The following is a 24,701-nucleotide window of genomic DNA, read 5'->3' as shown; positions in this document are numbered from 1 at the left end:
CGCCACCGGCCACCGGGTCTGGGCGGCAGCTCGAGCGACGACGCGCTCACGAGCCCAGCCGATCCTCGGCCGTGACCGACCGACCGTAGATCTGGGCGAAGTCGGCGTCCGTGGCGTCGGCGGCTGCGCCGTCGTAGACGAGTTCACCCGCCCGCATCCCGATCAGCCGGGTGCCGTACTGACGGGCGAGATCGAGGAGGTGGAGGTTCACGAGCACCGTGATGCCGAGCTCACGGTTGATGCGGCGGAGGTCTCCCATCACCCCGTGCGCCGTGGGCGGGTCGAGGCTCGCGACGGGCTCGTCGGCGAGCACGATCCGCGGCTGCTGCGCGAGGGCGCGGGCGATCGCGACGCGCTGCTGCTGGCCGCCCGAGAGCGCCGAGGCGCGCTCGTAGACCTTCGCGAGGATGCCGACGCGCTCCAGCGCCTCGTAGGCGAGCTGCTTGTCGGCCGGCGTGTAGGCGCCGAGGAGCGTGCGCCAGGTGGGGGTGTGCGTGAGTCGCCCGACCAGCACGTTGTTCAGGACGCTGGTGCGCCCGGCGAGGTTGAACCCCTGGAACACCATGCCGATGCCGCCGCGCAGACGCCGGAGCGTGCGGGGCCTCGCGCCCGCGAGCTCGGTGTCGCCGACCGTCAGCGAACCCGCGGAGAGGGGCACGAGCCCGTTGATCGTGCGGATGAGGGTGGACTTGCCGGAGCCGGAGAGTCCCACGACCGCGACCATCTCGCCGGCGGCGATATCGAGGCTCACACCCCGCAGGCCCATCGTGCCGTTCGGGTAGCGCACCCGAACGTCGCGCAGGCGGATGGGCCAGGAGGCCGGGGCCGCAGCCCCAGCCTCTCGACCGACGGTCGTCGTCACTGCAGACCCAACTGCTGCGCCGCACGGGCGACCACGTCGAGCGACGAGGGGTCGGCGGGCGCGAGCTTGGTGATCGAGTAGATGCTCTGCAGCACCTTCGAGCCCTCGTCGGAGCTGGAGTACTCCTCGAGCGCGTCGGTGATCTTCTGCTGCAGCTCCGGCGACAGGTCGGAGGTGAGCGCGACGCCGTCGTTGGGGATCTCGTCCGTCATCGCGAAGACGACGACCTTCTGACCCACATCCGGGACGTCCTTCTTCACGATCGTGCGCGCGTCCCAGAAGCTGAAGCCGACCTCGGCGTCGCCGTTGTAGACCGCGAGCACCGAGGCGTCGTTCGCGGTGACCGGCAGCTTCTCGATGTCGCTGTCGGTGTTGATGCCGGCTTCCTGCAGCGCCAGCACGGGATAGATGTAGCCGGCGGGAGAGCCGGGTCCGAGCATCGCGACCTTGGCACCCTTGACCTTGGTGATGGAGTCCAGGCCCGCCGGGCCCTTCATCGCGTCGGCGCCGTTGCAGAAGAGCATCCCGTCGCGTTCGACGGGAGTGTCCTCGCAGTACTTGTCCGGGTTGTTCGTCATGAACTGCGCCGGGTAGGTGATGTTGCCGTTGCGCTCGGTCTGGAGCACGACCTTGGCGCCGTACTTGTCGCTGGCCTGCCAGAGCTGGAGAGAGGGCAGGAAGCCGATCTGGGCCTGGCCCGCACCCATGGCCTCGACCGCCGCCTGGTAGTCCTTCGCGACGACGCCCGTGACCGGGATGCCGAGCTTCTCGGTGAGCATGTCGGTCAGGGGCTTCGCGGTGTCGACGAGGCCGTTCTGGTCCTGCGAGGGGACCAGCGCCAGCACGAGGGAGTCGGGGTCCGCCGCGGCGCCGCTCGTTCCCGGATCGGCCGAGCCGGCACAACCGGCCAGGAGCAGGGATGCGGCCGCCACGACGGCGGCTGCGGCGCCGAGGCGCAGGCGGGTGATGTTCATGTGGTGTCCTTCGGATCGGGGTGGTGTGCGGGTCGGTGAGGTCAGGCGACGCGGGCGGCGAGCGCCCAGCGGGAGATGTCGTCGAGGAGGTCGTCCAGGCGCGCGGCGCGGTAGGTGGGCCGGGCCTCGGGAGCTGCGGATGCGCCCACGAGCGCCGTGGCGTGGCCGCGGGCGTGGACGGGGGCGAGGTCGTTGCGCCAGATGTCGCCGATGCTCAGGACGGGCCGGGCGGGATCGAGCTCGTCGAGGAGCATCTCCAGGCCGGCGGGCTTCGCCGCATCCGTGACGATCCGGTCGAAACGTCCCGCGAGCCCCAGCGCCTCGAGCGCTTCGGTGAGGCGCACATCGGGCGCGTTCGTGAGGAGGATCCGCTCCGCGTCGACCTCGTCGAGCAGTCGCGCCAGACCCGCGGGGGTGCCGATCGGCGCGGCGGACGTGGCCAGCATCCCTCGGCTCGCCCGGTAGCCGAACGCGAGGTGCGTCTCGTCGGCGCCGGCGCGCAGGGCGAGGATGCGGACGAGGTCGTAGCCGTCGACGGCACCCTCCGCGTTCGGGTCCTCGAGCCCCCGCCGCACCTCGGTGACGAAACTCTCCGGCAGACGGCCGGCGACGGCCACGGATGCGGCATAGGCCAGCACCGGCCCGTCGCCGAGGGCGACGGTACCGTCGAAGTCGAAGATGAGAACAGGACGTGGCACGGGGCTCCTTCAGATGGACGCTTCGTCCATGGTGAAGGAGGATTGTGGACGCAATGACCACGCCCGATGAACAGCCGGTTAAATCATCGACCGACCGCGTGGATACGGCGGCCCGCCGCGCGACGGAGGATCCCGTCGCGGCGCTCGCACTCCTGCCCGGCATCGCCGCATCCATTCGGCAGGACGCGGCGGACGGCATGTTCGACGCGTGGGAGCTCTCCACCGCCGTGGACGAGAACACCGGGGAGCCGGTCGTCCCCGAGGCTCTGTTCCACCACCTCCACACCACGGCGGGTCTGACTGCCACCTGGCCCGTCGGCAACGCGGGGCTCGTGCACGTCTACGGCTATCTCTTCTCCCTCGCCGACACGCCGTACGGGCTCAAGCGCGAGCGGTGGCTGGATGCGGAACTGGCCACCGCCTACGGCGAGCGCACGCTCTTCCACGCCGAGGCCCTGCGCGGCCACGCCGTCTCCGTCACGCCGCTCGCGCGCATCACGGACGCCGCCCGCACCCTGCTGGCCGAGCACACGGTGCGCGAGGAGCGGATCGGACCGGTGCGCGCGCGGATCGCCATCGGGCGGCGCGCCGCATCCGGCCCCTTCGCCCTCGCCTACGCGATCGATCGCGGTGAGGGCGAGCGCCTCGTGACGACGTTCCCGGTCTCCTCCCCCGACCAGACGCTCGCCGCGATCGACGCCGAGCCGCCCCGGCTGCGCTGGAACGCCGTCGAGTGAGCGCCCGACGCACTCAACTCGGCGAGTGCGCCTCGAGGAACTCGTAGACCTCCGTGGTGTCGACGCCGGGGAAGGCTCCGGTGGGCAGGGTCGCGAGCAGGGTGCGGGGCGTTCGGACGTTCGGCCAGGAGTTCTCACGCCAGGCGCTCTCGAGCTCGGCCGGCGCGCGCCGGCAGCACACCTCGACCGAGTGTCGTGAGACCCCGCGGTTGGCGGTGTCGCGTCCCAGGAACCACTTCGTGTCCTCGAAGCGCACGCCGACGCTGACCGAGTGCGCCCCCTCGCTCGAGTACTCGACGCGGGCGGTGCACCAGTACGTGCCGTTGCCCGTGTCGGTGTACTGGTAGTAGGGGTTGAAGCGGTCGTCGACGTCGAAGACCACGCGACTGGTCCACCGCCGACAGCACATCTGCCCTTCGATCGCGCCGAGCCTGTCGGCCGGGAAGTTCACGTCGTCGTTCTCGTACGCCTTCGTGATGGTGCCCGACTCGTGCACCTTGAGGAAGTGCACCGGGATGCCGAGGTGCACCGTCGCGAGGTTCGTGAAGCGGTGGGCGGCGGTCTCGTAGGAGACCGAGTAGAGATCGCGCAGATCCTCGATCGAAATCGCCCTGTCGCCCTTGGCATCGGTGAGCACCGGCACGACGTGCGATTCGGGGACGAGCAGGGCGCCCGTGAGGTAGTTGGTCTCGACCCGCTGGCGCAGGAACTCGGCGTAGCTCGTGGGTTCCCGGTGCCCGAGGATGCGGCTCGAGAGCGCCTGCAGCACGGCTGTGCGCGCGTCGCCCTTCGCGGCGACCCGGCTGGAGAGGTAGAGGCGTCCGTGCTTGAGGTCGGCGACGCTGCGTGTGGTCTGCGGCAGATCGGGCACGTAGTGCAGAGTGAAACCCAGGTGCGCCGCGATGTCGCTCGCCGAACGCTGCGTGAGCGGCCCGCCGGGATGCGCCACCGCATCCAGGATCGCCCGCGCTTCGGTCTCGAGGTCGGCGAAGTAGTTGCTCTGCTCGCGCATCAGATCGCGCAACTCGACGTTCGCGCGCCGGGCCTCCTCGGGCGTCGCGGAGCGCTCGTCGCGCAGTCGATCGATCTCGCCGTGCAGAGCCAGCATCGCCCGCAGCGCCTCGTCCGGCACCGACTTGCCGATGCGGAACGCGTCGATGCCGAGTGCCTGGAAGGTCTGTCCCTTCATCGCCCGCTGCAGCGCGATCTCCATAGCGGCGCGCTCGTCGAGCGGCTCGGCCTCCAGCAGCGCGTCGACCGTCGTCCCGAGCGCTTTCGCGATCGCTCGCAGCAGCGTGAGACGGGGCTCGCGCTTGCCGTTCTCGATCATGGACAGCTGGCTCGGCGCGCGATCCACGGCGGCGGCGAGCGCGTCGAGCGTCATGCCCTGCGCCGTGCGCAGTTGGCGGATGCGGCGCCCGATCGTCAGGGCGTCGGCGTCGTCGGTCATCGGATCTTCTTCGATCGTCATGGATCGGGATTGTGTCACAAGAACAGAAGAACGAGCAATCTTCTCCCGGAAAACCTCGGTTGCGCTCCGAGATCTTCACTCACAGTGGTCACACGCCTCGGGACGACGACCGTCCCTCAGATCACAGGAGACCGACATGACCAGCACCGCCCCCTTCACCCAGGGCCCGCTGCGCGCGGGTGACATGACGCAGACCGCCGCCGAGCTGCAGGAGATCTGGGACACGGATCCCCGCTGGGACGGCGTCGAGCGCACCTACTCGGCCGAGGACGTCGTTCGCCTGCGCGGCTCGGTGCGCGAGGAGAACACGCTCGCCCGCCGCGGCGCGGAGAACCTCTGGAACCTGCTGCACACGGAGGACTACATCCGTGCGCTCGGCGCCTACACCGGCGGACAGGCCGTGCAGCAGGTGCGCGCGGGCCTGAAGGCGATCTACCTGTCCGGATGGCAGGTCGCCGCCGACGGCAACCTCGCCGGTCAGACCTACCCCGACCAGAGCCTCTACCCCGCCAACTCGGTGCCCGCCGTCGTGCGCCGCATCAACAACGCGCTCATCCGCCAGGACCAGATCGAGCACGCCGAGGGCGAGATCACGCAGGACTGGCTCGCCCCCATCGTCGCCGACGCCGAAGCCGGTTTCGGCGGCCCGCTCAACGCCTACGAGCTCGCGCAGTCGCTCATCCAGGCCGGCGCCGCCGGCATCCACTGGGAGGACCAGCTCGCGAGCGAGAAGAAGTGCGGTCACCTCGGCGGCAAGGTGCTCGTTCCCACGCAGCAGCACATCCGCACCCTCAACGCCGCGCGTCTGGCGGCGGATGTGGCGGGCGTGCCGACGGTCATCATCGCCCGCACCGATGCCCTCGCCGCAGACCTCCTCACGAGCGACGTCGACCCGCGCGACCAGGGGTTCACCACCGGCGAGCGCACCTCCGAGGGCTTCTACCGGGTGCGTCCCGGCATCGACGCGGTCATCAGCCGCGGCCTCGCCTTCGCGCCGTACGCCGACCTCATCTGGGTCGAGACCGGCGAGCCCGACATCGAGCTCGCCCGGGCGTTCGCCGCCGCCATCCACGAGCGTTACCCCGGCAAGCTCCTCGCCTACAACTGCTCGCCCAGCTTCAACTGGAAGCGACACCTGAGCGACGAGCAGATCGCGACGTTCCAACAGGACCTCGCAGACCTCGGCTACAAGTTCCAGTTCATCACCCTGGCCGGATTCCACGCCGTCAACTACGCCATGTTCGACCTCGCCGCCGGCTACGCGGAGCGCGCCATGAGCGCCTACGTCGAGCTGCAGGAGGCCGAGTTCGCCGCTGAGGAGCGCGGCTACACCGCCACCCGCCACCAGCGCGAGGCGGGCACCGGCTACTTCGACCACGTCTCGACCGCGCTCAACCCCGACAGCGCGACTCTGGCACTGGCCGGCTCCACCGAGACCGCCCAGTTCCACTGACCCTTTCTTCCGTTTCCTCCCCGCCTTCGAAAGGCAGAGCCATGACCCCCACTGCGACGGGCCTCGCGCCCGAGAGCACCCGCATCCGCGGCGACGAACGCCACCCCGGCACCGGCCCCATCGCCACCGGAGCCCACACCCCCGCCATCGAGGTGCGCGGCCCGCTCCGCGAGCGGTACGACGAGATCCTCACCCCGGATGCCCTCGGCTTCCTGGCAGAGCTGCACGACCGCTTCGCCGGGCGCCGGCACGACCGGCTCGCCGACCGGATGCGGCGCCGGTACGAGATCGGCAACGGGCACGACCCCCGTTTCCGCGACGACACGGCCCGCATCCGCGATGACGCGTCCTGGCGCGTCGCCGGCGCCGGGCCCGGCCTCGAGGACCGCCGGGTGGAGATCACCGGCCCGACCGATCCGAAGATGACGATCAACGCCCTCAACTCCGGCGCGAAGGTGTGGCTGGCCGATCAGGAGGATGCCACGAGCCCCACCTGGCGCAACGTCATCGAGGGGCAGCTGTCGCTCTTCGACGCGATCCGCGGCCGGCTGTCCTTCACGAGCGCCGAGGGCAAGCGCTACGAGGTCACGGCCGCCGAGACCCCGACGATCGTGATGCGCCCGCGCGGCTGGCACCTCGTCGAGGAGCACCTCGGGTTCACCGATCGCTCGGGGCGCACGCTCGCCGCATCCGGCTCGCTCGTGGACTTCGGCCTCTACGCGTTCCACAACGCGCATCGGCTGATCGAGAACGGCGCCGGGCCCTACTTCTACATCGCGAAGCTCGAGTCGAGCGAGGAGGCGAAGCTGTGGGACGACGTCTTCAGCTTCACCGAGCGACGGTTGGGTCTCGCACACGGCACGATCCGCGCGACCGTGCTGATCGAGACGCTGCCCGCTGCGTTCGAGATGGAGGAGATCCTCTACGAACTGCGCGACCACTGCGCGGGGCTCAACGCCGGACGCTGGGACTACATCTTCTCGATCATCAAGAACTACCGCGGCCGCGGGGCGCGTTTCGTGCTCCCCGACCGCAGCGAGGTCACGATGACGGTGCCGTTCATGCGGGCCTACACCGAGCTGTTGGTGAAGACGTGCCACAAGCGCGGAGCCTTCGCCATCGGCGGCATGAGCGCCTTCATCCCGAACCGGCGTGACCCCGAGGTCACCGAGCGCGCCTTCGAGAAGGTCGCCGCCGACAAGAAGCGCGAGGCCGGCGACGGCTTCGACGGCACGTGGGTCGCGCATCCGGACCTGATCCCCGTGGCCCGTGCGGAGTTCGACGCCGTGCTCGGCGACCGCCCGAACCAGCTGGACCGTCAGCGTGACGACGTCGAGGTGACGGCCGCACAGCTCATCGACGTGCACATCGGCCGACCCATCACGGCGGCGGGCGTGCACGGGAACGTCTCGGTCGCCATCCGCTACATGGAGGCGTGGCTGCGCGGACTCGGCGCCGTCGCGATCGACAACCTGATGGAGGATGCGGCGACCGCCGAGATCAGCCGCTCTCAGGTCTGGCAGTGGATCCACCAGGACCGCTCGACTGAGGACGGCACCCGCATCACCCGCGACTACATCGAGGGTCTGATCGCGCAGGTGCTCGGCGAGGTGGAGCGGCGCGACGGCGACCGGTTCGACGACGCGGCCGAGGTGTTCCGCGACGTCGCCCTGGGCGCGGAGTTCCCGTCGTTCCTGACGCTCGGCGCGTACTCCCGGTTCCTCGTGGAACGCTGATCACTCCGGGATCCCCGGTCGCTCCGCTCTGCGCGGGACGACCGGGGATCCCGCGTGCTCACGCCCGAACTCCTGCAAAAGACGACCGAACCGCCGTCGGCGGCACCGAACCGGCGGATCTGCAGGAGTTCGGGCGTCGACAGCACCCGCACCGCTCGCGGGGGCGCCACGGAAGTCAGGGCGCAAGGAGGTCGAGCAGCTCGTCCGGGGCGACCGCGGCCCGCAGATCCGGACCCACGAGACGCCCGCATCCGTCGAGTTCCACGGTCGCCGTCGGGCCTCCCGGTGCCATCGGCAGCGGATGCAGGACCACCGTCGATGTGGCCTCCGCCTCGCACGTCCCCGCGGGACCCGCCTCACCGATGAGGGCGAGCGCTCGCGCGGCGCTCTCCCGATCGAGGTCGTCGACACCCGCGTACGGGAGCACTCCCTGGATGCTCACCACGGCCCCGTCGGCGGGAAGCGACGCCGGGGCGTATCGACAGACCCGCATCCCGGTCACCTCGTCGGCGGAGGGGAGCGGTGGCAGCGGCACGGGGACGGCCGTCGCGCCGACCTCCGGCAGGGCCCGATCGTGGTCGATGTCCACACCCGGAAGCGTCTGGGCCAGCACCAGGAGACTCGCCGTCGATGCGCAGCCCGCGGCCGTCGCCTCGGCGGACTCGATGAGGCTGCCGCGCTGGAACCGCTCCTCGACGAGACTGAGCCGCGACACGGCGGCCTCGATGCGCTCCAGGACGTCGAGTCGCGGCTGGGCGCAGCCGTCCGACGGATACGGCACCCGGATGAATCGGCCGTCGGCACCCTCGAGCCACAGCTCCGGACCGATCCACATCGACGCCGGGCAGACGAAGCCGGGTGCCGCATTCGGCTCGGCGAGGGCCGCGAGCAGCTCGCTCAGATCACCCTCGAACCGTTCGACGCGGGAGCCGGCCCAGACGCCCTCGGCATCGGCCTCGGTGCTGAACCCGTCGCAGCGGTGCAGCGCGACGGGTTCGAAGCCGTCGGGCACGGCGCCTGCGACCACATCCGGATCCACTCCGCCGAACCCGTCGCCGCAGCGGAGGTCGTCGATGGGCACCGCGTCGCCGCGCGGCTCGCCCGACACGAACGGGAGCGCACCCGCGCACCCGGTCAGCGTCGCCGCCAGCAGCACCGCGATGAAGGCCCCCGTCTTCCGCATCCCTCCACGCTACGGATGCGGCACGCCGCCCCGCGCAACGAAGCGCTAACGATCCGCGCACCGTACTCCTGCAGATCGCCCCGATCAGCCGGCCGCCCCGCGGCGAACGCCCGTTCTGCAGGAGTTCGGGCTCAGTCGCGTGACGCGCGCCCTGCGGCGAACCCGTCCGCGTAGCCGACCTGGCGCCCCATCGCGATCGCCTCGTCGGTGCCGAGACGGAACATGTCGTGCTCGCCCGTGCGGGGCAGGGTGCGTGCGCCGGGGGTGTCGACCTCATCTGTGACGTAGCGCGACAGCCCGCGCACCACCGCCACGGGACGCCCCGTCGCCTTGCCCTTGACGAGATCCCCCGCCGACGCGATCTCGTCGGCGACGACGGGCACCGTCACCACGAGCGGCCGTCCCTGCGCGTCTGTCCCGCCGCGCAGATCGTCGACGACCCGCATCCCCGCCGCTCCGATCGCGACGTCGGTCTGCCCGATACGCCATGCGCGTCCGAGGGTGTCGCTCACGACGATGCCCAGTCGCACCCCGAAGCGCTCCCGCAGCGCGGCGCACAGCGCGCGAGCCGACGCATCCGGGTCGACCGGCAGCAGCAGGATCGTCCCCTCGGGGGTGTTCGAGGCATCGACGCCGGCCGCGGCACCCACGACGCCGAGCCTGTTCTCCACGATCCGGGTCGTGCCGCGCACCGCGACGACCCGCACGGTCTCCGCGGTGATCGCGTCCTCACGATCGGATGCGGCCTGCTGCCGCCCCTCCGCCTTCGACACGATCTTGGATGTCACGACGAGGATGTCGCCGTCGACGACGCCATCCGCATCCGCCGCCAGCGCGTCGCCGATGATCGCGGCGAGGTCGTCGCCCGCGTTCACCTCGGCGATGCCGTCGAGGGCCCAGACTTGCATGCGGGGTGCGCTCACCCGATCATGTTTCCACACCCGGCGGGGCCTTCGGCCCTGCTGCGGCGGGCGCTCCCCCGGTAGGCTCGGGGTGTGACCGAACGCGCTCCCGTCTCCCGCAAACTCTCCGCCATCGCCGAATCCGCGACCCTCAAGGTCGATGCGAAGGCGAAGTCGCTGCAGGCAGCCGGACGCCCCGTCATCTCCTACGCCGCCGGCGAGCCCGACTTCCCGACGCCGCAGTTCATCGTGGATGCGGCCGCCGAGGCGCTGAAGGACCCGGCGAACTTCCGCTACACGCCCGCCGTGGGTCTTCCCGCGCTGCGCGAGGCGATCGCCGCGAAGACGCTGCGCGACTCCGGCCTCGAGGTCTCACCCTCGCAGATCATCGTGACCAACGGCGGCAAACAGTCCGTCTACCAGGCGTTCCAGGCCGTCGTGAACCCGGGCGACGAGGTGCTGCTGCCGGCGCCGTACTGGACGACCTACCCCGAGACCATCCGCCTCGCCGACGGCGTGCCCGTCGAGGTGTTCGCCGGCGCCGACCAGGACTACAAGGTCACCGTCGACCAGCTCGAGGCGGCGCGCACCGAGCGCACCACCGTGCTCGTGTTCGTCTCGCCGTCCAACCCCACCGGCAGCGTCTACACGCCGGAGGAGACGCGCGCGATCGGCGAGTGGGCTCTCGCGCACGGCATCTGGGTCATCACCGACGAGATCTACCAGAACCTCGTCTACGAGGGAGTGCGGGCCGTGTCCATCGTCGAGGCCGTACCGGCACTCGCCGGTCAGACGATCCTCGTCAACGGCGTCGCGAAGACGTACGCGATGACCGGGTGGCGTGTGGGCTGGATGGTGGGCCCCACCGACGCGATCAAGGTCGCCGCCAACCTGCAGTCGCACCTGTCGAGCAACGTGAACAACATCGCGCAGCGCGCCGCCCTCGCAGCCCTCACGGGCCCGCAGGACGAAGCCGAGACGATGCGGGTCGCGTTCGACCGTCGCCGCCGCCTCATCGTCGACGAGCTGTCGAAGATCGACGGCGTCACGGTTCCGAACCCGCTCGGCGCGTTCTACGTCTACCCCGACGTCCAGGGGCTGCTGGGCCGCGAATGGGAGGGCGTCACCCCGACGACGACTCTCGAGCTCGCGGACCTCATCCTGGAGAAGGCCGAGGTCGCCGTCGTCCCGGGCGAGGCGTTCGGACCGTCCGGCTATCTGCGCCTCTCGTACGCGCTGGGGGACGACGCCCTGCTCGAGGGCGTGCGACGCTTGCAGCGCCTGTTCGCCTGACGCGGGGCCCGCGTCCTCAGCTTCCTCCGAGGGCATCCGTAAGATCTGCGATCAGACCCCGAGCCGCCTCTCGGCTGGATGCAGTCGTCTCGGCCTCGGCGGAGACCAATCGAGTGAGCACCCACCGGGCGCCCATGAGCGCTTCCGACCCCGTGCTCGCGTACCGCGTGACGTCGTCGAGCTCGTCGGCCCAGCCGAGCACTCCTTCGACCCGCAGCCGTCCGGCGAAGGCGCTCAGCTGTCCCCAGAGATCGTCAGCCATCCGTCGTGTCCCTCGGGCGCGGTGCACCAGAGGGGGCTCCCGGCACCTCGATCGTGATCCGGGAGCCCTCCTCGATGACGCCGTGACCCTTGTCGGGCGTGGGAGCGGGAATCGGGATCTCCTGCTCGGCCTCCCACACGAGCCGCGCCTCGTGCGCGGACGGGTGGAACAGCTCGTCGAATCCGAGCAGTCCGCCCGACGAGCCCGCATCCGCGCCGTCCGATCGCTGGCGGCGGTGGGTGGAGATGCTCACGAGCACGAAGAGCAGGGGGATGCTCAGCACGAGGACGATGGTCCCCCACCCCAGCACGTCGCTCATCTCGATGCGTCAGTGCTGGTACGTGCCGTGGATGATGGCGCGGCCGAGGGTCTTGAACGCCAGGTTGAACGAGACCACGGCGGGTGAGGCGTCCGCATCCACTCCGAGCGTCGGCTCGGACACGGCGTGTACGACGAAGTAGTACCGATGGACCTGGTCGCCCTCGGGCGGCGCGGCGCCCATGAAGCCCGCCTGTCCGCCGTCGTTGCGGACGTGGAAGGCGCCTGCGGGAAGCTCGGCCGCTGCGGCTCCGGTCTCGAGCGAGGTGACGGATGCGGGCACGTCGACGAGCACCCAGTGCCAGAAGCCGCTGGGGGTCGGGGCGTCGGGGTCGAAGCAGGTGATGACGTAGGACTGCGTCCCCTCGGGAGCGCCCGACCAGGACAGCTGCGGCGAGGTGTTGCCGAGGGCGGCGACCTGGTCGTCCTTCAGCGGTGCGCCGTCGGTGACGTCGTCGCTGGTGACGGTGAACGAGGCCACCGCGGGAAGAAGCGGATAAGGGTCCGGCGTCTGGGGGCGGGTGAGATCGGTCATGGCACCGAGCCTACGCACGAGTCCTCCGAGCGGACAGGGAGTTGCGGGCTCCCGTCGACCGGATCTGCGGGCCGCCGACCACCGACAACCGCTACACAATTGCGCATCCGCCACAGAGAAGAACTGTCGCGGATGCGGAAACCTGCCGCATCCGCGCAAGGGCGACGCAACTCGGGCACATGACGGCGACCGGGCCCGCCGCGAGCTACGCGCGGGAGCCCTCGGCGCAGAGGGCGTCGCCGGTGGCGCTGCGGTAGTACAGCACGGCGCGTCCGTAGCGGGCGCGGTTGAGCAGACCCGCTCGCGCCATCACCCGCAGGTGCTGGTTGACGGCAGAGGTCGACACCCCGAGTCGCAGCGCCAGATCGGTCGAGGATGCGGGCTCCCCGAGCTCGGTCAGCAGCACCGCGCGCGTGCGGCCGAGCAGGTCGGTGACGGCCGCCGCATCCGGTCCGACGGCCGTGGACCACATCGCGCCCTGCCCCCGCGCGGGGTACATCACGGTCGGCGGCAGCTCGTCGTCGATCGGGGTCGACACGCGTGCCGTGAAGATCGACGGCACGAGTGTCAGGCCGTCGCCGAGGACGGGACGATGACGCACCGTCGGGTTCCACAGCCGTACATCCAGGTGCCGGCCGTCGTAGCGCACCGCATCCGAGAGCCCGTTCAGCACGGCCCCGATGCCCGCCTGGGCGACGATGCGTCCGCGATAGGCGATGTCGGCTTGCATGACGGCGTGCATGCGCGCCCAGTGCGGGGCGAAGCAGAGATCCCACGCCGTCGCGAGCGCACGCTGCAGGCGTGCAACGACGACGTCGTGGCGCCCGTGGAAGACCCGAGGCACGCTCCCATGCACCTTCTCGAGGTCCGCGTACAGATGCGCCCGGCTGATGCGGCCGAGGTCGGCGAGCTCGTCCTCCAGAGAGGTCAGCGGCGAGGAGGGCCGCGGGTTCACGAAGTCCGCGACCCATCGCCTGTCGTTGACGAGCGACAGCAGCATCTCCTCGTCGAGCAGCGACCGCACCCCGGCGATCCGCTGCACCCACGGGCGCTGCAGCGGAAACCACTCCGGCTCGTACAGGGCGCGCAGAGCCAGGCCGAGCTCGGACAGCGGCGAGACGCCGAAGCGGACGGCGGACACATCCGCCGCTTCCATCTCGTACCGAATCATGAAGCCATAATCTACATCGATTGCACGAGGGCGCAGCCGCTGCGGGAATGGGACGGTGACGAGCACCACCCCCACCCTTCCCCTGCGCACCCTCATCTCCGACGACCAGACGCTGCGACGCCTGCTCACGATCACGCTCGTCGATACCCTCGGCCGGGGCGCCTTCTTCACGCTCACGACCCTCTACCTGACCCTCATCGTCGGAGTTCCCGCCCTGTCCGTGGGCATCGGCCTGACCATCGCCGGCGCCGTCGGCGTCGTGAGCTCGCTCGTCTTCGGGCACCTGGCCGACGGTTTCAGCGCCCGCCGGATGCTGCTCTGGCTGCACGTGCTCCAGGGTGCAGCCCTCATGGGCTATGTCCTGGTGCACGATCTGGCGACCCTCGTGATCGCCGCGTCTCTCGTGACGCTCGCACAGCAGGGCAACGGAAGCGTGCGCTCCGCCGTCGTGGGCCGCGCGTTCCTCGGCGAGGACCGTGTCCGCATCCGCGCGATGATGCGCACCGTCACCAACGTCGGCATCGGCGTCGGGACCGCCGTCGCCGCGATCCCCCTGGCGCTGGGCACGGCCTTCGCCTTCCAGATCACGATGTCGATCGCGGGCGCCCTGTTCCTCGTGTCCGCGGTGCTGGTCGCGGGTCTGTCCGCCGAGCGGGTCGACGTAGGGCGCACGTCGCGCGGCGAGACGGATGCGGACGCCGCGACGCAGAAGGGCCCGAGCCCCTACCGCGATGCGCGCTTCCTGTGGTTGACGGGACTCATGGGCGTCTTCGGCATCCAGTTCGGGCTGTTCGAGGTCGGCGTGCCGCTGTGGGTCGTCGCGCACACGATCGCCCCCGACGTGCTCGTGAGCCCGCTCCTGCTCGTGAACACGATCGTCGTCGTGCTGCTGCAGGTGCGCATGAGCCGTGGCACCGGCACCTTCGCGGGGGCCGGGCGGGCCATGCGCAACGCGGGCGTCCTGATGGTTCTCGCCTGCGCACTGTGGGCGGGGGCCGGCTGGGTCGGCGGCGACGGGTGGGGGCCGATCGCGCTCGCCGGCGTGATCCTCCTCGCGGCTGTTCTCGTGCACTCGCTCGCCGAGATCACCTCGAGCGCCGCCGGCTGGAGCCTGAGCTTCGACCTGGCCCCACAGGAGCGGATGGGCAGCTACCAGGGCGTCTACGGCACCGGCTACGCGCTCGGGGCGATGATCGCGCCCGCCGTCGTGACGATGGCGGCGATCAATCTCGGCACGGTCGGATGGGCGATCCTGGCGGTGATGTTCGGCGCGGCCGCCGCGGGCGTCGTGATCATCGCGCGCCGCGCCGCGCGCGATGATGCCGCCGCGATCGGCTAGAGCTCGACGCCGACGAGCACGGGCTCGGGCTGGAGGATCAGGCCGAACTCCTGCTGCACCCGCTGCTGGATGAAGCGCGCGAGCTCGGCGACCTCGCCCGCCGTCGCCCCGCCGCGGTTCGTCAGCGCGAGCGCGTGCTTGCTCGACACCGCGGCGCGCGAGCGGCCGATGCGGAAGCCCTTGCCGATCCCCGCGTGCTCGATGAGCCACGCGGCGCTGACCTTCACGTCGATCGAGCGCACGGGAGCCGGGGGGACGTACCCGTCGAACTGGTCGAGCGGGATGACGCGCACGGGCTCGATCTCAGGCTCGAGCGGCCACCTCGGGCACTCCGCCGGGAGGGTGCGCGCGAACTCCTGCGACACCACGGCGTTCTGGAAGAACGAGCCCGCGGAGCGCGTGTCGGCGTCATCCGCATCGAGCACCATGCCCTTGCTGCGGCGGGTGGCGAGCACGGTGTCGCGCACCTCGGCGAGCGAGACGACCGCATCCGCCTCGAGACCCAGCGCCCGACGCAGCTGCTCGCCGCGCACGGGCGCCGCTCCGTGGCCCACCTGCTGCAGTTCCAGGGTGACCGAGAGGATCACGGCCCGACGGGCGGCGACGGATCCGTAGTGGTGCTTGAGCACCGAGGTGCGGAAGCCGAGGTTCAGTTCGGTGGCAGGTACCGTCGACACCTCGCCGGTGGACTCGTCGATGAGCTCCACCTCGACCAGCGTCTGCGAGATGTCCTGCCCGTACGCCCCGACGTTCTGCACGGGCGCCGCGCCCACGGTGCCGGGGATGCCGCTCATCGCCTCGATGCCGGCGAGCCCCGCCGTCACGGTGTCGGCGACCAGCGCGTCCCAGTCGTGTCCGGCCTGCACGCGCAGACGCGCGAAGCCCTCGCGGGGCGAGGGCAGCCGCTCGATGCCCCGGGTCAGCACACGCACCACGGTGCCGTCGAACGGCTCGTCGCCGACCAGGAGGTTCGACCCGCCGCCGAGCACGAACCAGTCGTCGCCGTCGGCCCAGACCTCGCGCAGCGCGGCGATCAGCTCGTCGCGAGACCGCGCCTCGCGCATCCGCGCAGGGGCGGCACCCGTGGCCAGCGTGGTCAGCTGCGCGAGCGGCAGCGGTTCTACGGCGGTCATGCCTCGCGGGCCACCCGCACCTGCGCCTTGCCCAGCACGGTCGTGTCGGCGTGGGTCACCGTCAGGTCGATGCGCAGCGTCTCGTCGTCGATCTGGCCGACGGTGGCGACGACGCGCACGTCGGCTCCGGTCTCGGCATCGACGACGACGGGTCGCGTGAAGCGCACGCCGTACTCGCGGATGCGGCCGGCATCTCCGAGCCAGGGCACGATCGTCTCGACCGACAGCCCCATGGTGAGCATGCCGTGGGCGAGGACGCCGGGCAGGCCGACGCGGGCGGCGACGTCGTCGCGGAAGTGGATGGGGTTGAAGTCGCCCGATGCGCCCGCGTACCGCACGAGCGACTCGCGCGTCAGGTGCACGTCGCGCTCGGCGACGACCTGGCCGATCTCGTACGCGGTCATTCCTCGCCTCCGATCAGCAGGATGGATGTGGCGGTCACGACGTGTGCGCCCGCCGCATCCGTCACCTCGGCCTCGCTCGTGACCATGGCGCCCTTGCCCACGGCGCGCACGCCCGTCACGCGCAGCTGCGCGGTGAGCTCGTCGCCGGCGACGATGGGCCGCGAGTAGCGGAAGCGCTGCTCGGCGTGGATCGTGCGCTCGAGGGCGATCCCCGAGTCGGGCTCTGCGAGCAGCTGCTGCAGGGTGAGGTCCTGGATCACCATCGCCAAGGTCGGCGGCGCGACGACATCGGCGTAGCCGAGCGCCCGGGCAGCAGCCGGGTCGGTGTGCTGGGGATCGGTGGCGAAGACGGCACGGGCGAACTCGCGCACCTTCTCACGACCGACGAGGTACGGCGGTGTCGGCTCGAAGGCGCGCTCGACGAGGGTGGGATTCACGGGCACAGCCCCATCCTACCGAGGGGCCCGAGTCGGGCCGCCGTCAGAAATCGCTCAGCGCTTGCGGCCGCGGACGGCCTTGATCGCCATCTGCGTGCCGATGAAGACGAGGAACGCGGCGAACAGGATGTTGGCGACGAAGGGATCGAGCAACGTCGCGATCCACGCACCGACCGCCGTGGTCGTGCAGGCGGCGACGCCGACGAGCGCGGCCGCGAGGAGGTCGACGTTCTTGCGACGGAGGTTGCCGATCGTTCCCGACAGGGCGGTGGGGATCATGAACAGCAGCGACGTACCCTTGGCCTCCAGGTCGCTCGCACCGAACAGCAGTACGAGCACCGGAACGACGATCACCCCTCCGCCGACGCCGATGAGGCCGGCCATGATCCCCGTGAAGACCCCGACGACGACCAGGGCGATGCTGGACAAGATCGTCACCTCGATCTCCGCGTCGCGGGAGGGGATGACGAAGAACAGGCTTGCGATCACGACGACGATGAAGGCGACGAAGCCCCACCGCAGCGCCGTCTGCGAGATCTTCGGCAGCAGCCAGGTGCCGATCTGAGCGCCCACGACGGCGCCGACAGCCAGCAGGACCGCCGGCACCCACGCGACCGAGCCGTGCACCGCATAGGAGATGACGCCGACGGCGGCGGTCGGCACGATCGCGGCGAGCGAGGTTCCCGCGGCGAGACGCTGGTCGAACTTCAGGAACAGGACCAGTAGCGGAACGATCACGGTGCCGCCGCCCACGCCGAACAGTCCCGACAGGAGACCTGCCAGCAGCCCTGTCGCGATGCAGGTGAGGATGAAGGCGGGAGTGCGTGGCGCAAGCACGCGTGCGGGGGCGTCGGTCACCGGGAGAGCCTACCGCCGCCCCCGAGACGTCACTGCACCGACCACCCTCCGTCGGACGCGAGGATCACCCCATTGATGTTGGCAGCGTCGTCCGAGAGCAGGAAGGTGATGGATGCGGCGAGCTGTTCCGCCGTGGCCACGGTCGGGATGAGCTGCTCGAAGGGCGACACCCGGGCGCGCCCGCTCTCGGAGAGGTGCGGCGGCAGCGCGATCCCGGTGGCGACCGCTCCTGGCGCTACGGCGTTCACCCGGATCCCCGCGGGGCCGTACATGAATGCGGCGGACTTGGTGAGCCCGACCACGGCGTGCTTCGAGACCGTGTACGCGTTCCCCGCGGCGTTGCCGCGCAGGCCCGCCTCGGAGGCGACGTTCACGATGGCGCCGCCTCCGGCCGCGGTCATCGCGGGGATCACCGCACGGGACAGCTTGAACGTGCCCGTGACGTTGACGGACATGACGCGCTCCCACACCGCATCCGTCGTCTCACCCAGCGGCGAGAAGTCGTCCATGATCCCGGCGACGTTCGCGAGTGCGTCGATCCGCTCTCCGGCGGCGGCGACGATCCGGTCGACGGCCCCCTGGTCGGTGATGTCGCCGGCGACCGCCACGAGCTTCTCCCCGCCGTGCGCCGCCACCAGCTCGTCCAGGCGATCGGAGGAGATGTCGACGGCGATGACGCGGCCGTCCTCTCGGAGCACGCGCGACGCCACGGCGCGTCCGATCCCGGATGCGGCTCCCGTGACGATCACGGTGCGACCGGCGAAGCGGCCCGCGACCACGCGCTCGACCCACGGCGCAGGGCCCGTCTGCTCGGGCATCGTGCCGCCGTTCGCCTGACGGACGAGATCGTCGACCACGGACTGCGGCAGCTGCCCCTGGCTCAGCGCGACGAGCTGTTGGAGCGGCTGGGATCGGACGGGGCCCAGCGCGTCCTCCGTCGTGCCCGATGCGGCGAGCAGCCCGCGGATGAGGTCGCCCCCGACGGGGTGATCCAGCCATTGCGCGATCGTGCTGTTCGCGGTCAACACCACACTCTCCGACATTGCAGAGCCCTTCTCTCGAGCGGGCCGTCGCCGTTCGACGGACAAATCCCGCACGGGAAATACTACGCTCGTCAGGACCGATGCGCCCGAGAAGATCGAGGAGACGGAGCCGACGTGACGCCAGAATCCCCCTCCCGTCGAGGACGCGGTGAACGCGCAGGACTGGACCGCGCCGCGATCCTCGACACGGCGCGGGCGCTGCCGTCGGAGCAGCTCACGATGCAGGGTGTCGCCGACGCGCTCGGGGTCGACCGCAAGGCGCTCCATCACTACGTGCACGGGCGTGAGGGCCTGCTGGAGCTGCTCGCCGAGGACGTGTTCCTGACCCGCATCGCGGCGCTCGAGATCCCCTCGGATGCGCCGTGGCCGCAGGCCTGTCGCACCTTCGCCGAGGGGATGCGGCAGTCGCTGGTGGCCTCGGGCGCCCTCGTCGAGCACTTCCGCACCCTGTCGCGGGCGACCCTCGCCGCGGTCCGGCCCGCCGAGGTCGTGCTGGAACGGCTGCTCGAGGGCGGGCTCGACGAGGTCACCGCCGGGCGCACTCTCCTGCTGCTGACGACCGTCGCGACGGGCTTCGCCCGGGAGGAGGTCGCGGCCGCGGGGGCGGGCGGACATCCGCAGGTCGCGCAGTTCCGCGGAATGCTCCGCGAGACGGGCGCCACGGATCTCAGCCTGCTGCGCCGGCTCGACGCGAGCGGTTTCGACGCCTACGGCGACGCGCAGTTCGCCTTCGACGTCGATGCCGTCATCGCCGCCGTTGCGGCACGCCTCGCCAAGTCTCGCCCCGTCGAGTGAGCACCCGTTCATCGAGCGAGCACACGATCTGATGCTCGCTCGCCGCGACGCGCGGAGTCTCGGCAGGCCGACCTGCGGCTACTCGCGACCGGGGTCGACCGGCGTGAAGCCGGCGAGACCGCCGCGCTTGAGCAGCCCCGCGACCGCGAGCGAACCGGCGACAGCGAGGAACATCGGCAGTAGCAGAGAGAAACCCGTGTCGGTGAACTCGATGATCAGGGCGATCGCGGTGAACGGCGCGCGCATGTTCGCGGCGAGGAAGGCGGCCGCGGCGACGACGGCGAGTCCCGTGCCGCTCGCCCCGGGCCAGAGCAGGGCCCATCCCGCCGCCGCTGCCGCTCCCAGTGCGGCACCGATCGCGACCGAGGGCTGCAGCGTTCCGCCGATGGCGCCCGCGCCGAGGGAGAGCGTCGTCGCGACGTACTTCAGCACGGCGAGGACGAGCAGGAACACGACCGGCTCGCTCAGCTCGAAGCCGGCGGTCGCCAGGGCGCGCCCGTTTCCGAGGATGAGCGGGAAGAACATCCCGACGGCGCCGACGGCGGCGAACACGATCGGGAGCACGACGAGCAGCTTCCAGCCGGTGGGCCGGAAGGCGCTCAGGCGCTTGGTCGCCGCCACGAAGCTGGTCGCGACGACTCCCATCAGCGGTCCGATGACGAGAGCCGCGACGAGCAGAGACGCGTTGACCTCGATCGATCCCAGGTCGTAGAGCGACTGGTCGCCCACGAGCGGCCGCGCGACCAGCGTGGCGATCGCGCTGACCGCGAGCGCGGTCACGGCGGCGGCGATCGAGAACTCGCCGAGGAGGATCTCCACCGAGAACACCGCGCCGCCCAGCGGCACGTTGTAGACGGCCGCGAGACCCGCGCCCGCGGCCGAAGCGATCAGGATGCGACGCCAGCGCGGCGTCAGGCGGAACCAACCGACGACCTTCGACGACGCCATTGCGGCGAGCTCTCGCGGGGCGACCTCCTTGCCGATCGAGGCGCCCAGCGCGACCGAGACGACCTGCAGGACCGTGTCGACGAGGGTCTCCAGCACCGGCATCCGTCGCCCTGAGACGCCCTGCTCGACGCTCGCCACGGGACGCCCGAAACGGCGGATGAGGTACCAGCCGACGGCCGCGATGACGCCGGCCGCGCTGACCGTGACCAGCGGCAGCCAGAACTCGGATGGTGCGGCGAGACCGTCGAGGAAGGGGCCTCGGCCCTCGCCCCAGACGAGGTGCTCGATCGAGTGGACGATCCAGACCAACAGGAGCACGGCGAGGCCCGTACCGACACCCGCGAGGAGGGTCGCCGCGCCGATCCGCGTGAGGTGACCGACGGCGGGGCGCAGCCGCGTCGCGCTCACCGCAGCGTGCGCCGGGAGCTGATCTGGCCGGTGTCGAACCCCATGAGGTGCAGGCCGCCATGGAAGCGCGCGTGCTCGATCTTGATGCAGCGATCCATGACGACGGTCAGCCCCTTGCTCTCACCGTAGCGGGCCGCATCCTCGTTCCAGATCCCGAGCTGCACCCAGACGGTGGGCGCGCCGACCGCGAGGGCGTCGTCGATGACCGAGGGGATGTCGTCGGCGCGGCGGAAGACGTCGACGATGTCGGGCACCTCCGGCAGCGAGGCGAGATCGGGGTAGGCGGGCTGACCGAGGATCTCGGTGGCGTTCGGGTTCACGAAGTACACCCGGTAGTCGCCGGACTGCAGGAGGTACGTGCCGACGAAGTAGCTCGAGCGCGCCGGATTCGCGGAGGCGCCGACGATCGCGATGCTCTTCGCGGCGCGAAGGATCGCGAGGCGTTCCTTCGCACCCGGCCCCTCCCACGTGCGCTGCGAGCGCAGCAGCTTGGCGAGGGGCGAGCTGGCGGGCAGGGCGCACGTCAGCCCGTTCGGCAGGCGGGTCTCGACGGTCTCCTCGGCGGCGGTCACGTCGTTCATCATGCCTCCTGCGCGGCGGCGAGGGCCTGGTCGAGGTCGTAGATGATGTCGTCGACGTCCTCGATGCCGACGCTGATGCGCACGAGCCCCGGCAGCACGCCGCCGTCGATGAGCTGCTGCTCGGTGAGCTGCGCGTGGGTCGTGGATGCGGGGTGGATGACGAGCGTCTTCGCGTCGCCGATGTTGGCGAGGTGGCTGGCGAGATCGACCGACTCGATGAACGTGCGACCGGCCGCGCGACCGCCCTTGACCCCGAAGCTGAAGACGGCGCCGGGGCCCTCCGGAAGATACTTCTTGGCCCGGTCGTGGTGGATGTGGCCGGGAAGCCCCGCCCAGGTGACGTACTCGACGCGCGGGTCGGCATCGAGCCATTCGGCCACGGCACGCGCGTTCTCGACGTGCGCCTTCATGCGGTACGGCAGCGTCTCGACGCCCTGGGCGAGCAGGAAGGCCGAGTGCGGCGCGAGCGCCGGGCCGATGTCGCGCAGCTGTTCGGCGCGCAGGCGGGTGAGGAAGGCGTACTCGCCGAAGTTTCCGGACCACTCGAGTCCGCCGTAGCTCGGCACCGGCTCGGTGAAGAGGGGGAAGCGCTCGCTCGACCAGTCGAAGCGGCCCGACTCGACGACGACCCCGCCCAGAGAGGTGCCGTGACCGCCGAGGAACTTGGTGGCGGAGTGCACGACGATGTCGGCGCCCCACTCGATCGGACGACACAGGTAGGGCGTGGCGACCGTCGAGTCGATCACGAGCGGGACACCGGCGGCGTGGGCGACCGCTGCGAGGCCCTCGATGTCGGCGACCTCGCCGGAGGGGTTGGCCACCGTCTCCGCGAACACCGCCTTGGTGCGGTCGGTGATGGCGGCGGCGTAATCGGCGGGGTCCGCCGAGGCCACGAACGTGGTCTCCACGCCGAATCGGCGCAGCGTCACGTCGAGCTGGGTGATGGAGCCGCCGTAGAGGTTGGCGCTGGCCACGATGTGGTCGCCCGCCCCCGCCAGCGAGGCGAACGTGATGAACTGCGCCGAGAGTCCGCTGGAGGTGGCCACGGCGCCGAGGCCCTGCTCGAGCGAGGCGATTCGCTCCTCGAACGACGCCGTCGTCGGGTTCGCCAGACGGCTGTAGATGTTGCCGTACTTCTGCAGCGCGAAGCGCGCGGCCGCATCCTCCGTGTCGTCGAAGACGAACGCCGAGGACTGGTAGATCGGCAGCGCACGGGCGCCGGTGACGGCGTCGGGGATGTTGCCGGCGTGGATGGCGCGCGTGCGGAAGCCGTATTCGCGGTCGGCCATGAGGGCCCTTTCGAAGGGGGATGCGGGTTTCCCGCAGCCTACCGGCCGCTCGGCGCCGCCCCGATTCGTGTGTCGGCGTGCGTCGGCGCACACGCGCCGGTCGCTATCGTCGGTGACATGGAGGACTGGACCGAGCAGGCAGCCGAGGCGCTGGACAGGCTGACCGAATCGGGGCTCGGCTCACCCTGGATCGGCACCGCCCGCATCCTGTCGGCGACCGCGCCGTCTTCTCGGCGGCGTCACCAGAGCTGCACGGTCGAGGTGGCCCTCGCCGCCGAGGGCTTCCAAGGCGCGACGGCGTCGGTCGAGGTCGTGATCGACACCCGGTACTGGCCGGAGCCCGGCACGGTGCTGCCGGCGCGGTTCTCCCGCGCGCTCCCCCGCACGATCGACGTGGACTGGGAACGGCTGCGCTCAGCGCGGTGACAGCGACGGCGTCTCCGGGATGCCGAACACGTGCCCCAGGGCGCTCCGCGCAGCCCACCATCCGCCGAGTCCGTGCACACCCGGGCCGGGCGAGGTCGACGCCGAGCACAGGTAGACCCCCGGAAGCGGCGTGCGCCAGGGGTCGCGGCGCAGCACCGGGCGTTTGAGCAGCTGCGCGACGTCGGGGCTGCCCGCAGCGATGTCGCCGCCGGGGTAGTTCGGATTGTGGCGGGCGAGGTCGACGGCGGTGCGCGAACGAGCGGCCAGGATCGTGTCGCGGAATCCGGGTGCGAACCGTTCGATCTGGGCGACGACGGCCTCCTCCCGGTCGGCGTCGCTGCCGGCGGGCACGTGGGTGTAGGCCCACAGGGTGTGCCCGCCGTCGGGGGCGCGCGTGCGGTCGAAGAGCGAGGGCTGCGAGATGAGCACGTAGGGGCGCTCCGGCATCCGCCCGTGCACGACGTCGTTCTCGGCGGCGGCGATCTCGCCCCGCGTGCCGCCCAGGTGCACCGTGCCGGCCTGCGCCACCGCGGGATCGGCCCAGGGGACGGGCGCGGACAACGCGAAGTCGACCTTGGCGACGGCGGCTCCGTAACGGAACCGGCCCAGCGCCTGCCGGTACGAGGGCGGCAGGTCGTCGCCGGCGATGCGCAGAAGCGCCGCGGGGGTGACATCCAGCAGCACCGCGCGAGCCGGAGGCAGTTCCGCGAGCGAGCGAACCTCGTGATCGCGCACGACCTCGACTCCGTGGTCGCGCAGATCCGCCACCATCGCGTCGACGATCGCCTGGCTGCCGCCGATCGGGATCGGCCAGCCGCGCGCGTGCGCGTAGGCGCCCAGTGCGAGCCCGGCCCCGGATGCGGCGAGGCTCGGCTGCGGCAGGATCGAGTGCGAGGCCACGCCGGTGACGAGGGCGGGCGCTGCATCTTCGCGGAACCTCCGCCCCCAGAGCGGCGACCCCTGATCGAGTACGCGCACGCCGAATCGCGCGGCGAACACAGGGTCGGCCGGGAAGCGCAGCAGCGGGCCGCCGGTCAGCTCGGCCAGCTGGCGCGTGTTCTCGGCCAAGGGACGCATGAGCCGCGCGTAGGCCGCACCGTCGCGCCCCAGCTCCTCACTCGTGCGGTCGAGGTCCCGGTACGCGAGCGCTGCACGCCCGCCGTCGAGCGGATGCGCGAACGAGACCTCGGGAACCACGAACTCGACGCGTTCGGTGAGCCCGAAGGCCTGGAAGAACGCGGACTCGAAGGCGAGCGGATGCACGGCCGAGCACACGTCGTGGAGGAACCCGGGCAGCGTCAGACCGGCCGAGGACGCGCCGCCGCCGAGGGTCGCGGCGCGCTCGTAGACCCGGACGACGAGTCCGGCCCTGGCGAGGGTCACGGCGGCTGCGAGTCCATTCGGCCCCGATCCGACCACGATGACGTCGAGATCGCTCACCCTTC

Annotated in this window: 26 protein-coding genes; 7 read left to right on the top strand and 19 right to left on the bottom strand. The window is 71.1% G+C overall.

Going from position 1 to position 24,701, the window contains the following annotated elements; all coding sequences use genetic code 11:
- Positions 1–46: 46 nt before the first annotated feature.
- Genes phnC through QE377_RS11270 form a run of 3 tightly spaced genes read right to left on the bottom strand, consistent with a single transcriptional unit; the run spans position 47 to position 2,534 of the window.
- Complete coding sequence (gene phnC / locus QE377_RS11280; protein ID WP_307323101.1) at positions 47–862, bottom strand: phosphonate ABC transporter ATP-binding protein; 816 nt, start codon at positions 860–862, stop codon at positions 47–49.
- Positions 859–1,836 carry a phosphate/phosphite/phosphonate ABC transporter substrate-binding protein gene (locus QE377_RS11275; protein WP_137417854.1) on the bottom strand — a complete coding sequence of 326 codons (978 nt, stop codon included), beginning with the start codon at positions 1,834–1,836 and terminating at the stop codon, positions 859–861. Before QE377_RS11275 ends, phnC begins: the two co-directional genes overlap by 4 nt.
- Before the next feature lie 41 nt (positions 1,837–1,877).
- Positions 1,878–2,534 (bottom strand): HAD family hydrolase, encoded by a 657-nt coding sequence (locus tag QE377_RS11270; RefSeq protein WP_307323097.1) that lies wholly within the window; start codon positions 2,532–2,534, stop codon positions 1,878–1,880.
- 53 nt (positions 2,535–2,587) lie between these two features.
- Here QE377_RS11270 and QE377_RS11265 point away from each other — a divergent pair, with 53 nt between their 5' ends.
- Positions 2,588–3,271 carry an amino acid deaminase gene (locus QE377_RS11265; protein ID WP_307323094.1) on the top strand — a complete coding sequence of 228 codons (684 nt, stop codon included), beginning with the start codon at positions 2,588–2,590 and terminating at the stop codon, positions 3,269–3,271.
- Positions 3,272–3,284: 13 nt separating this feature from the next.
- On the opposite strand, the gene QE377_RS11260 is transcribed toward QE377_RS11265, so the two are convergent.
- Positions 3,285–4,742, bottom strand: a complete 1,458-nt coding sequence (locus QE377_RS11260; RefSeq protein ID WP_307323092.1) for a helix-turn-helix transcriptional regulator — start codon at positions 4,740–4,742, stop codon at positions 3,285–3,287.
- 136 nt (positions 4,743–4,878) lie between these two features.
- On the opposite strand from QE377_RS11260, the gene aceA reads away from it, so the two are divergent.
- Both aceA and aceB read left to right on the top strand, forming a co-directional pair.
- Positions 4,879–6,195 (top strand): isocitrate lyase, encoded by a 1,317-nt coding sequence (aceA, locus tag QE377_RS11255; protein ID WP_307323089.1) that lies wholly within the window; start codon positions 4,879–4,881, stop codon positions 6,193–6,195.
- A 41-nt stretch (positions 6,196–6,236) separates the two neighbouring features.
- Complete coding sequence (gene aceB, locus QE377_RS11250; RefSeq protein ID WP_307323087.1) at positions 6,237–7,931, top strand: malate synthase A; 1,695 nt, start codon at positions 6,237–6,239, stop codon at positions 7,929–7,931.
- Between the two features lie 175 nt (positions 7,932–8,106).
- Here aceB and QE377_RS11245 read toward each other — a convergent pair whose 3' ends face one another.
- Both QE377_RS11245 and QE377_RS11240 read right to left on the bottom strand, forming a co-directional pair.
- Positions 8,107–9,114: a hypothetical protein gene (locus QE377_RS11245; RefSeq protein WP_307323085.1), complete on the bottom strand. Its 1,008-nt coding sequence runs from the start codon at positions 9,112–9,114 to the stop codon at positions 8,107–8,109.
- Positions 9,115–9,245: 131 nt separating this feature from the next.
- The gene (locus QE377_RS11240) at positions 9,246–10,037 is read right to left on the bottom strand and encodes a coenzyme F420-0:L-glutamate ligase (protein WP_307323082.1); all 792 of its coding nucleotides are present in this window, start codon (positions 10,035–10,037) and stop codon (positions 9,246–9,248) included.
- 72 nt (positions 10,038–10,109) lie between these two features.
- Between QE377_RS11240 and QE377_RS11235 the strand changes: the two genes are divergently transcribed.
- Positions 10,110–11,309, top strand: a complete 1,200-nt coding sequence (locus QE377_RS11235; RefSeq protein WP_307323080.1) for a pyridoxal phosphate-dependent aminotransferase — start codon at positions 10,110–10,112, stop codon at positions 11,307–11,309.
- Positions 11,310–11,325: 16 nt separating this feature from the next.
- On the opposite strand, the gene QE377_RS11230 is transcribed toward QE377_RS11235, so the two are convergent.
- The 4 genes from QE377_RS11230 to QE377_RS11215 form a co-directional block, all read right to left on the bottom strand.
- A complete protein-coding gene (locus QE377_RS11230) occupies positions 11,326–11,571 on the bottom strand; it encodes a hypothetical protein (RefSeq protein WP_307323078.1) in 246 nt (81 codons plus the stop codon).
- On the bottom strand, positions 11,564–11,890 hold the full coding sequence (locus QE377_RS11225; protein ID WP_307323076.1) for a hypothetical protein: 327 nt from the start codon (positions 11,888–11,890) through the stop codon (positions 11,564–11,566). Before QE377_RS11225 ends, QE377_RS11230 begins: the two co-directional genes overlap by 8 nt.
- Positions 11,891–11,899: 9 nt before the next feature.
- On the bottom strand, positions 11,900–12,424 hold the full coding sequence (locus QE377_RS11220; protein ID WP_307323073.1) for a YbhB/YbcL family Raf kinase inhibitor-like protein: 525 nt from the start codon (positions 12,422–12,424) through the stop codon (positions 11,900–11,902).
- Positions 12,425–12,629: 205 nt separating this feature from the next.
- Positions 12,630–13,595 carry a DUF5937 family protein gene (locus QE377_RS11215; protein ID WP_307323071.1) on the bottom strand — a complete coding sequence of 322 codons (966 nt, stop codon included), beginning with the start codon at positions 13,593–13,595 and terminating at the stop codon, positions 12,630–12,632.
- 55 nt (positions 13,596–13,650) lie between these two features.
- Between QE377_RS11215 and QE377_RS11210 the strand changes: the two genes are divergently transcribed.
- Positions 13,651–14,934, top strand: coding sequence for an MFS transporter (locus QE377_RS11210; RefSeq protein ID WP_307323069.1), 1,284 nt, complete (start codon positions 13,651–13,653; stop codon positions 14,932–14,934).
- On the opposite strand, the gene QE377_RS11205 is transcribed toward QE377_RS11210, so the two are convergent.
- Genes QE377_RS11205 through QE377_RS11185 form a run of 5 tightly spaced genes read right to left on the bottom strand, consistent with a single transcriptional unit; the run spans position 14,931 to position 18,809 of the window.
- On the bottom strand, positions 14,931–16,067 hold the full coding sequence (locus QE377_RS11205; protein WP_307323067.1) for a UDP-N-acetylmuramate dehydrogenase: 1,137 nt from the start codon (positions 16,065–16,067) through the stop codon (positions 14,931–14,933). The genes QE377_RS11210 and QE377_RS11205 overlap by 4 nt on opposite strands.
- Entirely contained in the window at positions 16,064–16,471 is a 408-nt protein-coding gene (locus tag QE377_RS11200) for a MaoC/PaaZ C-terminal domain-containing protein (RefSeq protein ID WP_137417869.1), read from the bottom strand. Before QE377_RS11200 ends, QE377_RS11205 begins: the two co-directional genes overlap by 4 nt.
- Positions 16,468–16,914, bottom strand: coding sequence for a MaoC family dehydratase N-terminal domain-containing protein (locus QE377_RS11195; protein ID WP_307323064.1), 447 nt, complete (start codon positions 16,912–16,914; stop codon positions 16,468–16,470). Before QE377_RS11195 ends, QE377_RS11200 begins: the two co-directional genes overlap by 4 nt.
- 48 nt (positions 16,915–16,962) lie before the next feature.
- On the bottom strand, positions 16,963–17,766 hold the full coding sequence (locus QE377_RS11190; RefSeq protein WP_373459529.1) for a sulfite exporter TauE/SafE family protein: 804 nt from the start codon (positions 17,764–17,766) through the stop codon (positions 16,963–16,965).
- A 29-nt stretch (positions 17,767–17,795) separates the two neighbouring features.
- Positions 17,796–18,809, bottom strand: coding sequence for an SDR family NAD(P)-dependent oxidoreductase (locus QE377_RS11185; RefSeq protein ID WP_307323062.1), 1,014 nt, complete (start codon positions 18,807–18,809; stop codon positions 17,796–17,798).
- A 114-nt stretch (positions 18,810–18,923) separates the two neighbouring features.
- On the opposite strand from QE377_RS11185, the gene QE377_RS11180 reads away from it, so the two are divergent.
- Entirely contained in the window at positions 18,924–19,604 is a 681-nt protein-coding gene (locus QE377_RS11180) for a TetR/AcrR family transcriptional regulator (protein WP_307323060.1), read from the top strand.
- A gap of 78 nt (positions 19,605–19,682) precedes the next feature.
- Here QE377_RS11180 and QE377_RS11175 read toward each other — a convergent pair whose 3' ends face one another.
- The 3 genes from QE377_RS11175 to QE377_RS11165 are packed head-to-tail and all read right to left on the bottom strand — an operon-like array spanning position 19,683 to position 22,830.
- Positions 19,683–20,960, bottom strand: a complete 1,278-nt coding sequence (locus tag QE377_RS11175; protein WP_307323058.1) for a chloride channel protein — start codon at positions 20,958–20,960, stop codon at positions 19,683–19,685.
- On the bottom strand, positions 20,957–21,541 hold the full coding sequence (locus QE377_RS11170; protein WP_307323056.1) for a CoA-binding protein: 585 nt from the start codon (positions 21,539–21,541) through the stop codon (positions 20,957–20,959). The genes QE377_RS11175 and QE377_RS11170 overlap by 4 nt, the downstream gene beginning before the upstream one ends.
- Positions 21,541–22,830, bottom strand: a complete 1,290-nt coding sequence (locus QE377_RS11165) for an O-acetylhomoserine aminocarboxypropyltransferase/cysteine synthase family protein (RefSeq protein ID WP_307323054.1) — start codon at positions 22,828–22,830, stop codon at positions 21,541–21,543. The genes QE377_RS11170 and QE377_RS11165 overlap by 1 nt, the downstream gene beginning before the upstream one ends.
- A 117-nt stretch (positions 22,831–22,947) precedes the next feature.
- Between QE377_RS11165 and QE377_RS11160 the strand changes: the two genes are divergently transcribed.
- Positions 22,948–23,256: a hypothetical protein gene (locus tag QE377_RS11160; protein WP_307323052.1), complete on the top strand. Its 309-nt coding sequence runs from the start codon at positions 22,948–22,950 to the stop codon at positions 23,254–23,256.
- Here QE377_RS11160 and QE377_RS11155 read toward each other — a convergent pair.
- Positions 23,245–24,696 carry an NAD(P)/FAD-dependent oxidoreductase gene (locus QE377_RS11155; RefSeq protein ID WP_307323050.1) on the bottom strand — a complete coding sequence of 484 codons (1,452 nt, stop codon included), beginning with the start codon at positions 24,694–24,696 and terminating at the stop codon, positions 23,245–23,247. The two genes, QE377_RS11160 and QE377_RS11155, sit on opposite strands and share 12 nt — an antisense overlap.
- Positions 24,697–24,701 lie beyond the last annotated feature (5 nt).

Origin of the sequence: Microbacterium sp. SORGH_AS_0862 (genome assembly GCF_030818795.1) — a bacterium.
Lineage (GTDB): Bacteria > Actinomycetota > Actinomycetes > Actinomycetales > Microbacteriaceae > Microbacterium.
The sequence above is the reverse complement of the archived record's forward strand: the minus strand, read 5'-3'. Positions and strand labels throughout refer to the sequence as shown.

Excerpts from the sequence above, each read along its gene's own strand:
- QE377_RS11275 (WP_137417854.1), bottom strand. The coding sequence starts at position 1,836 with ATGAACATCACCCGCCTGCGCCTCGGCGCCGCAGCCGCCGTCGTGGCG.
- QE377_RS11265 (WP_307323094.1), top strand. The coding sequence starts at position 2,588 with ATGACCACGCCCGATGAACAGCCGGTTAAATCATCGACCGACCGCGTG.
- QE377_RS11260 (WP_307323092.1), bottom strand. The coding sequence starts at position 4,742 with ATGACGATCGAAGAAGATCCGATGACCGACGACGCCGACGCCCTGACG.
- aceA (WP_307323089.1), top strand. The coding sequence starts at position 4,879 with ATGACCAGCACCGCCCCCTTCACCCAGGGCCCGCTGCGCGCGGGTGAC.
- aceB (WP_307323087.1), top strand. The coding sequence starts at position 6,237 with ATGACCCCCACTGCGACGGGCCTCGCGCCCGAGAGCACCCGCATCCGC.
- QE377_RS11245 (WP_307323085.1), bottom strand. The coding sequence starts at position 9,114 with ATGCGGAAGACGGGGGCCTTCATCGCGGTGCTGCTGGCGGCGACGCTG.
- QE377_RS11230 (WP_307323078.1), bottom strand. The coding sequence starts at position 11,571 with ATGGCTGACGATCTCTGGGGACAGCTGAGCGCCTTCGCCGGACGGCTG.
- QE377_RS11225 (WP_307323076.1), bottom strand. The coding sequence starts at position 11,890 with ATGAGCGACGTGCTGGGGTGGGGGACCATCGTCCTCGTGCTGAGCATC.
- QE377_RS11220 (WP_307323073.1), bottom strand. The coding sequence starts at position 12,424 with ATGACCGATCTCACCCGCCCCCAGACGCCGGACCCTTATCCGCTTCTT.
- QE377_RS11215 (WP_307323071.1), bottom strand. The coding sequence starts at position 13,595 with ATGATTCGGTACGAGATGGAAGCGGCGGATGTGTCCGCCGTCCGCTTC.
- QE377_RS11205 (WP_307323067.1), bottom strand. The coding sequence starts at position 16,067 with ATGACCGCCGTAGAACCGCTGCCGCTCGCGCAGCTGACCACGCTGGCC.
- QE377_RS11200 (WP_137417869.1), bottom strand. The coding sequence starts at position 16,471 with ATGACCGCGTACGAGATCGGCCAGGTCGTCGCCGAGCGCGACGTGCAC.
- QE377_RS11185 (WP_307323062.1), bottom strand. The coding sequence starts at position 18,809 with ATGTCGGAGAGTGTGGTGTTGACCGCGAACAGCACGATCGCGCAATGG.
- QE377_RS11170 (WP_307323056.1), bottom strand. The coding sequence starts at position 21,541 with ATGAACGACGTGACCGCCGCCGAGGAGACCGTCGAGACCCGCCTGCCG.
- QE377_RS11165 (WP_307323054.1), bottom strand. The coding sequence starts at position 22,830 with ATGGCCGACCGCGAATACGGCTTCCGCACGCGCGCCATCCACGCCGGC.
- QE377_RS11160 (WP_307323052.1), top strand. The coding sequence starts at position 22,948 with ATGGAGGACTGGACCGAGCAGGCAGCCGAGGCGCTGGACAGGCTGACC.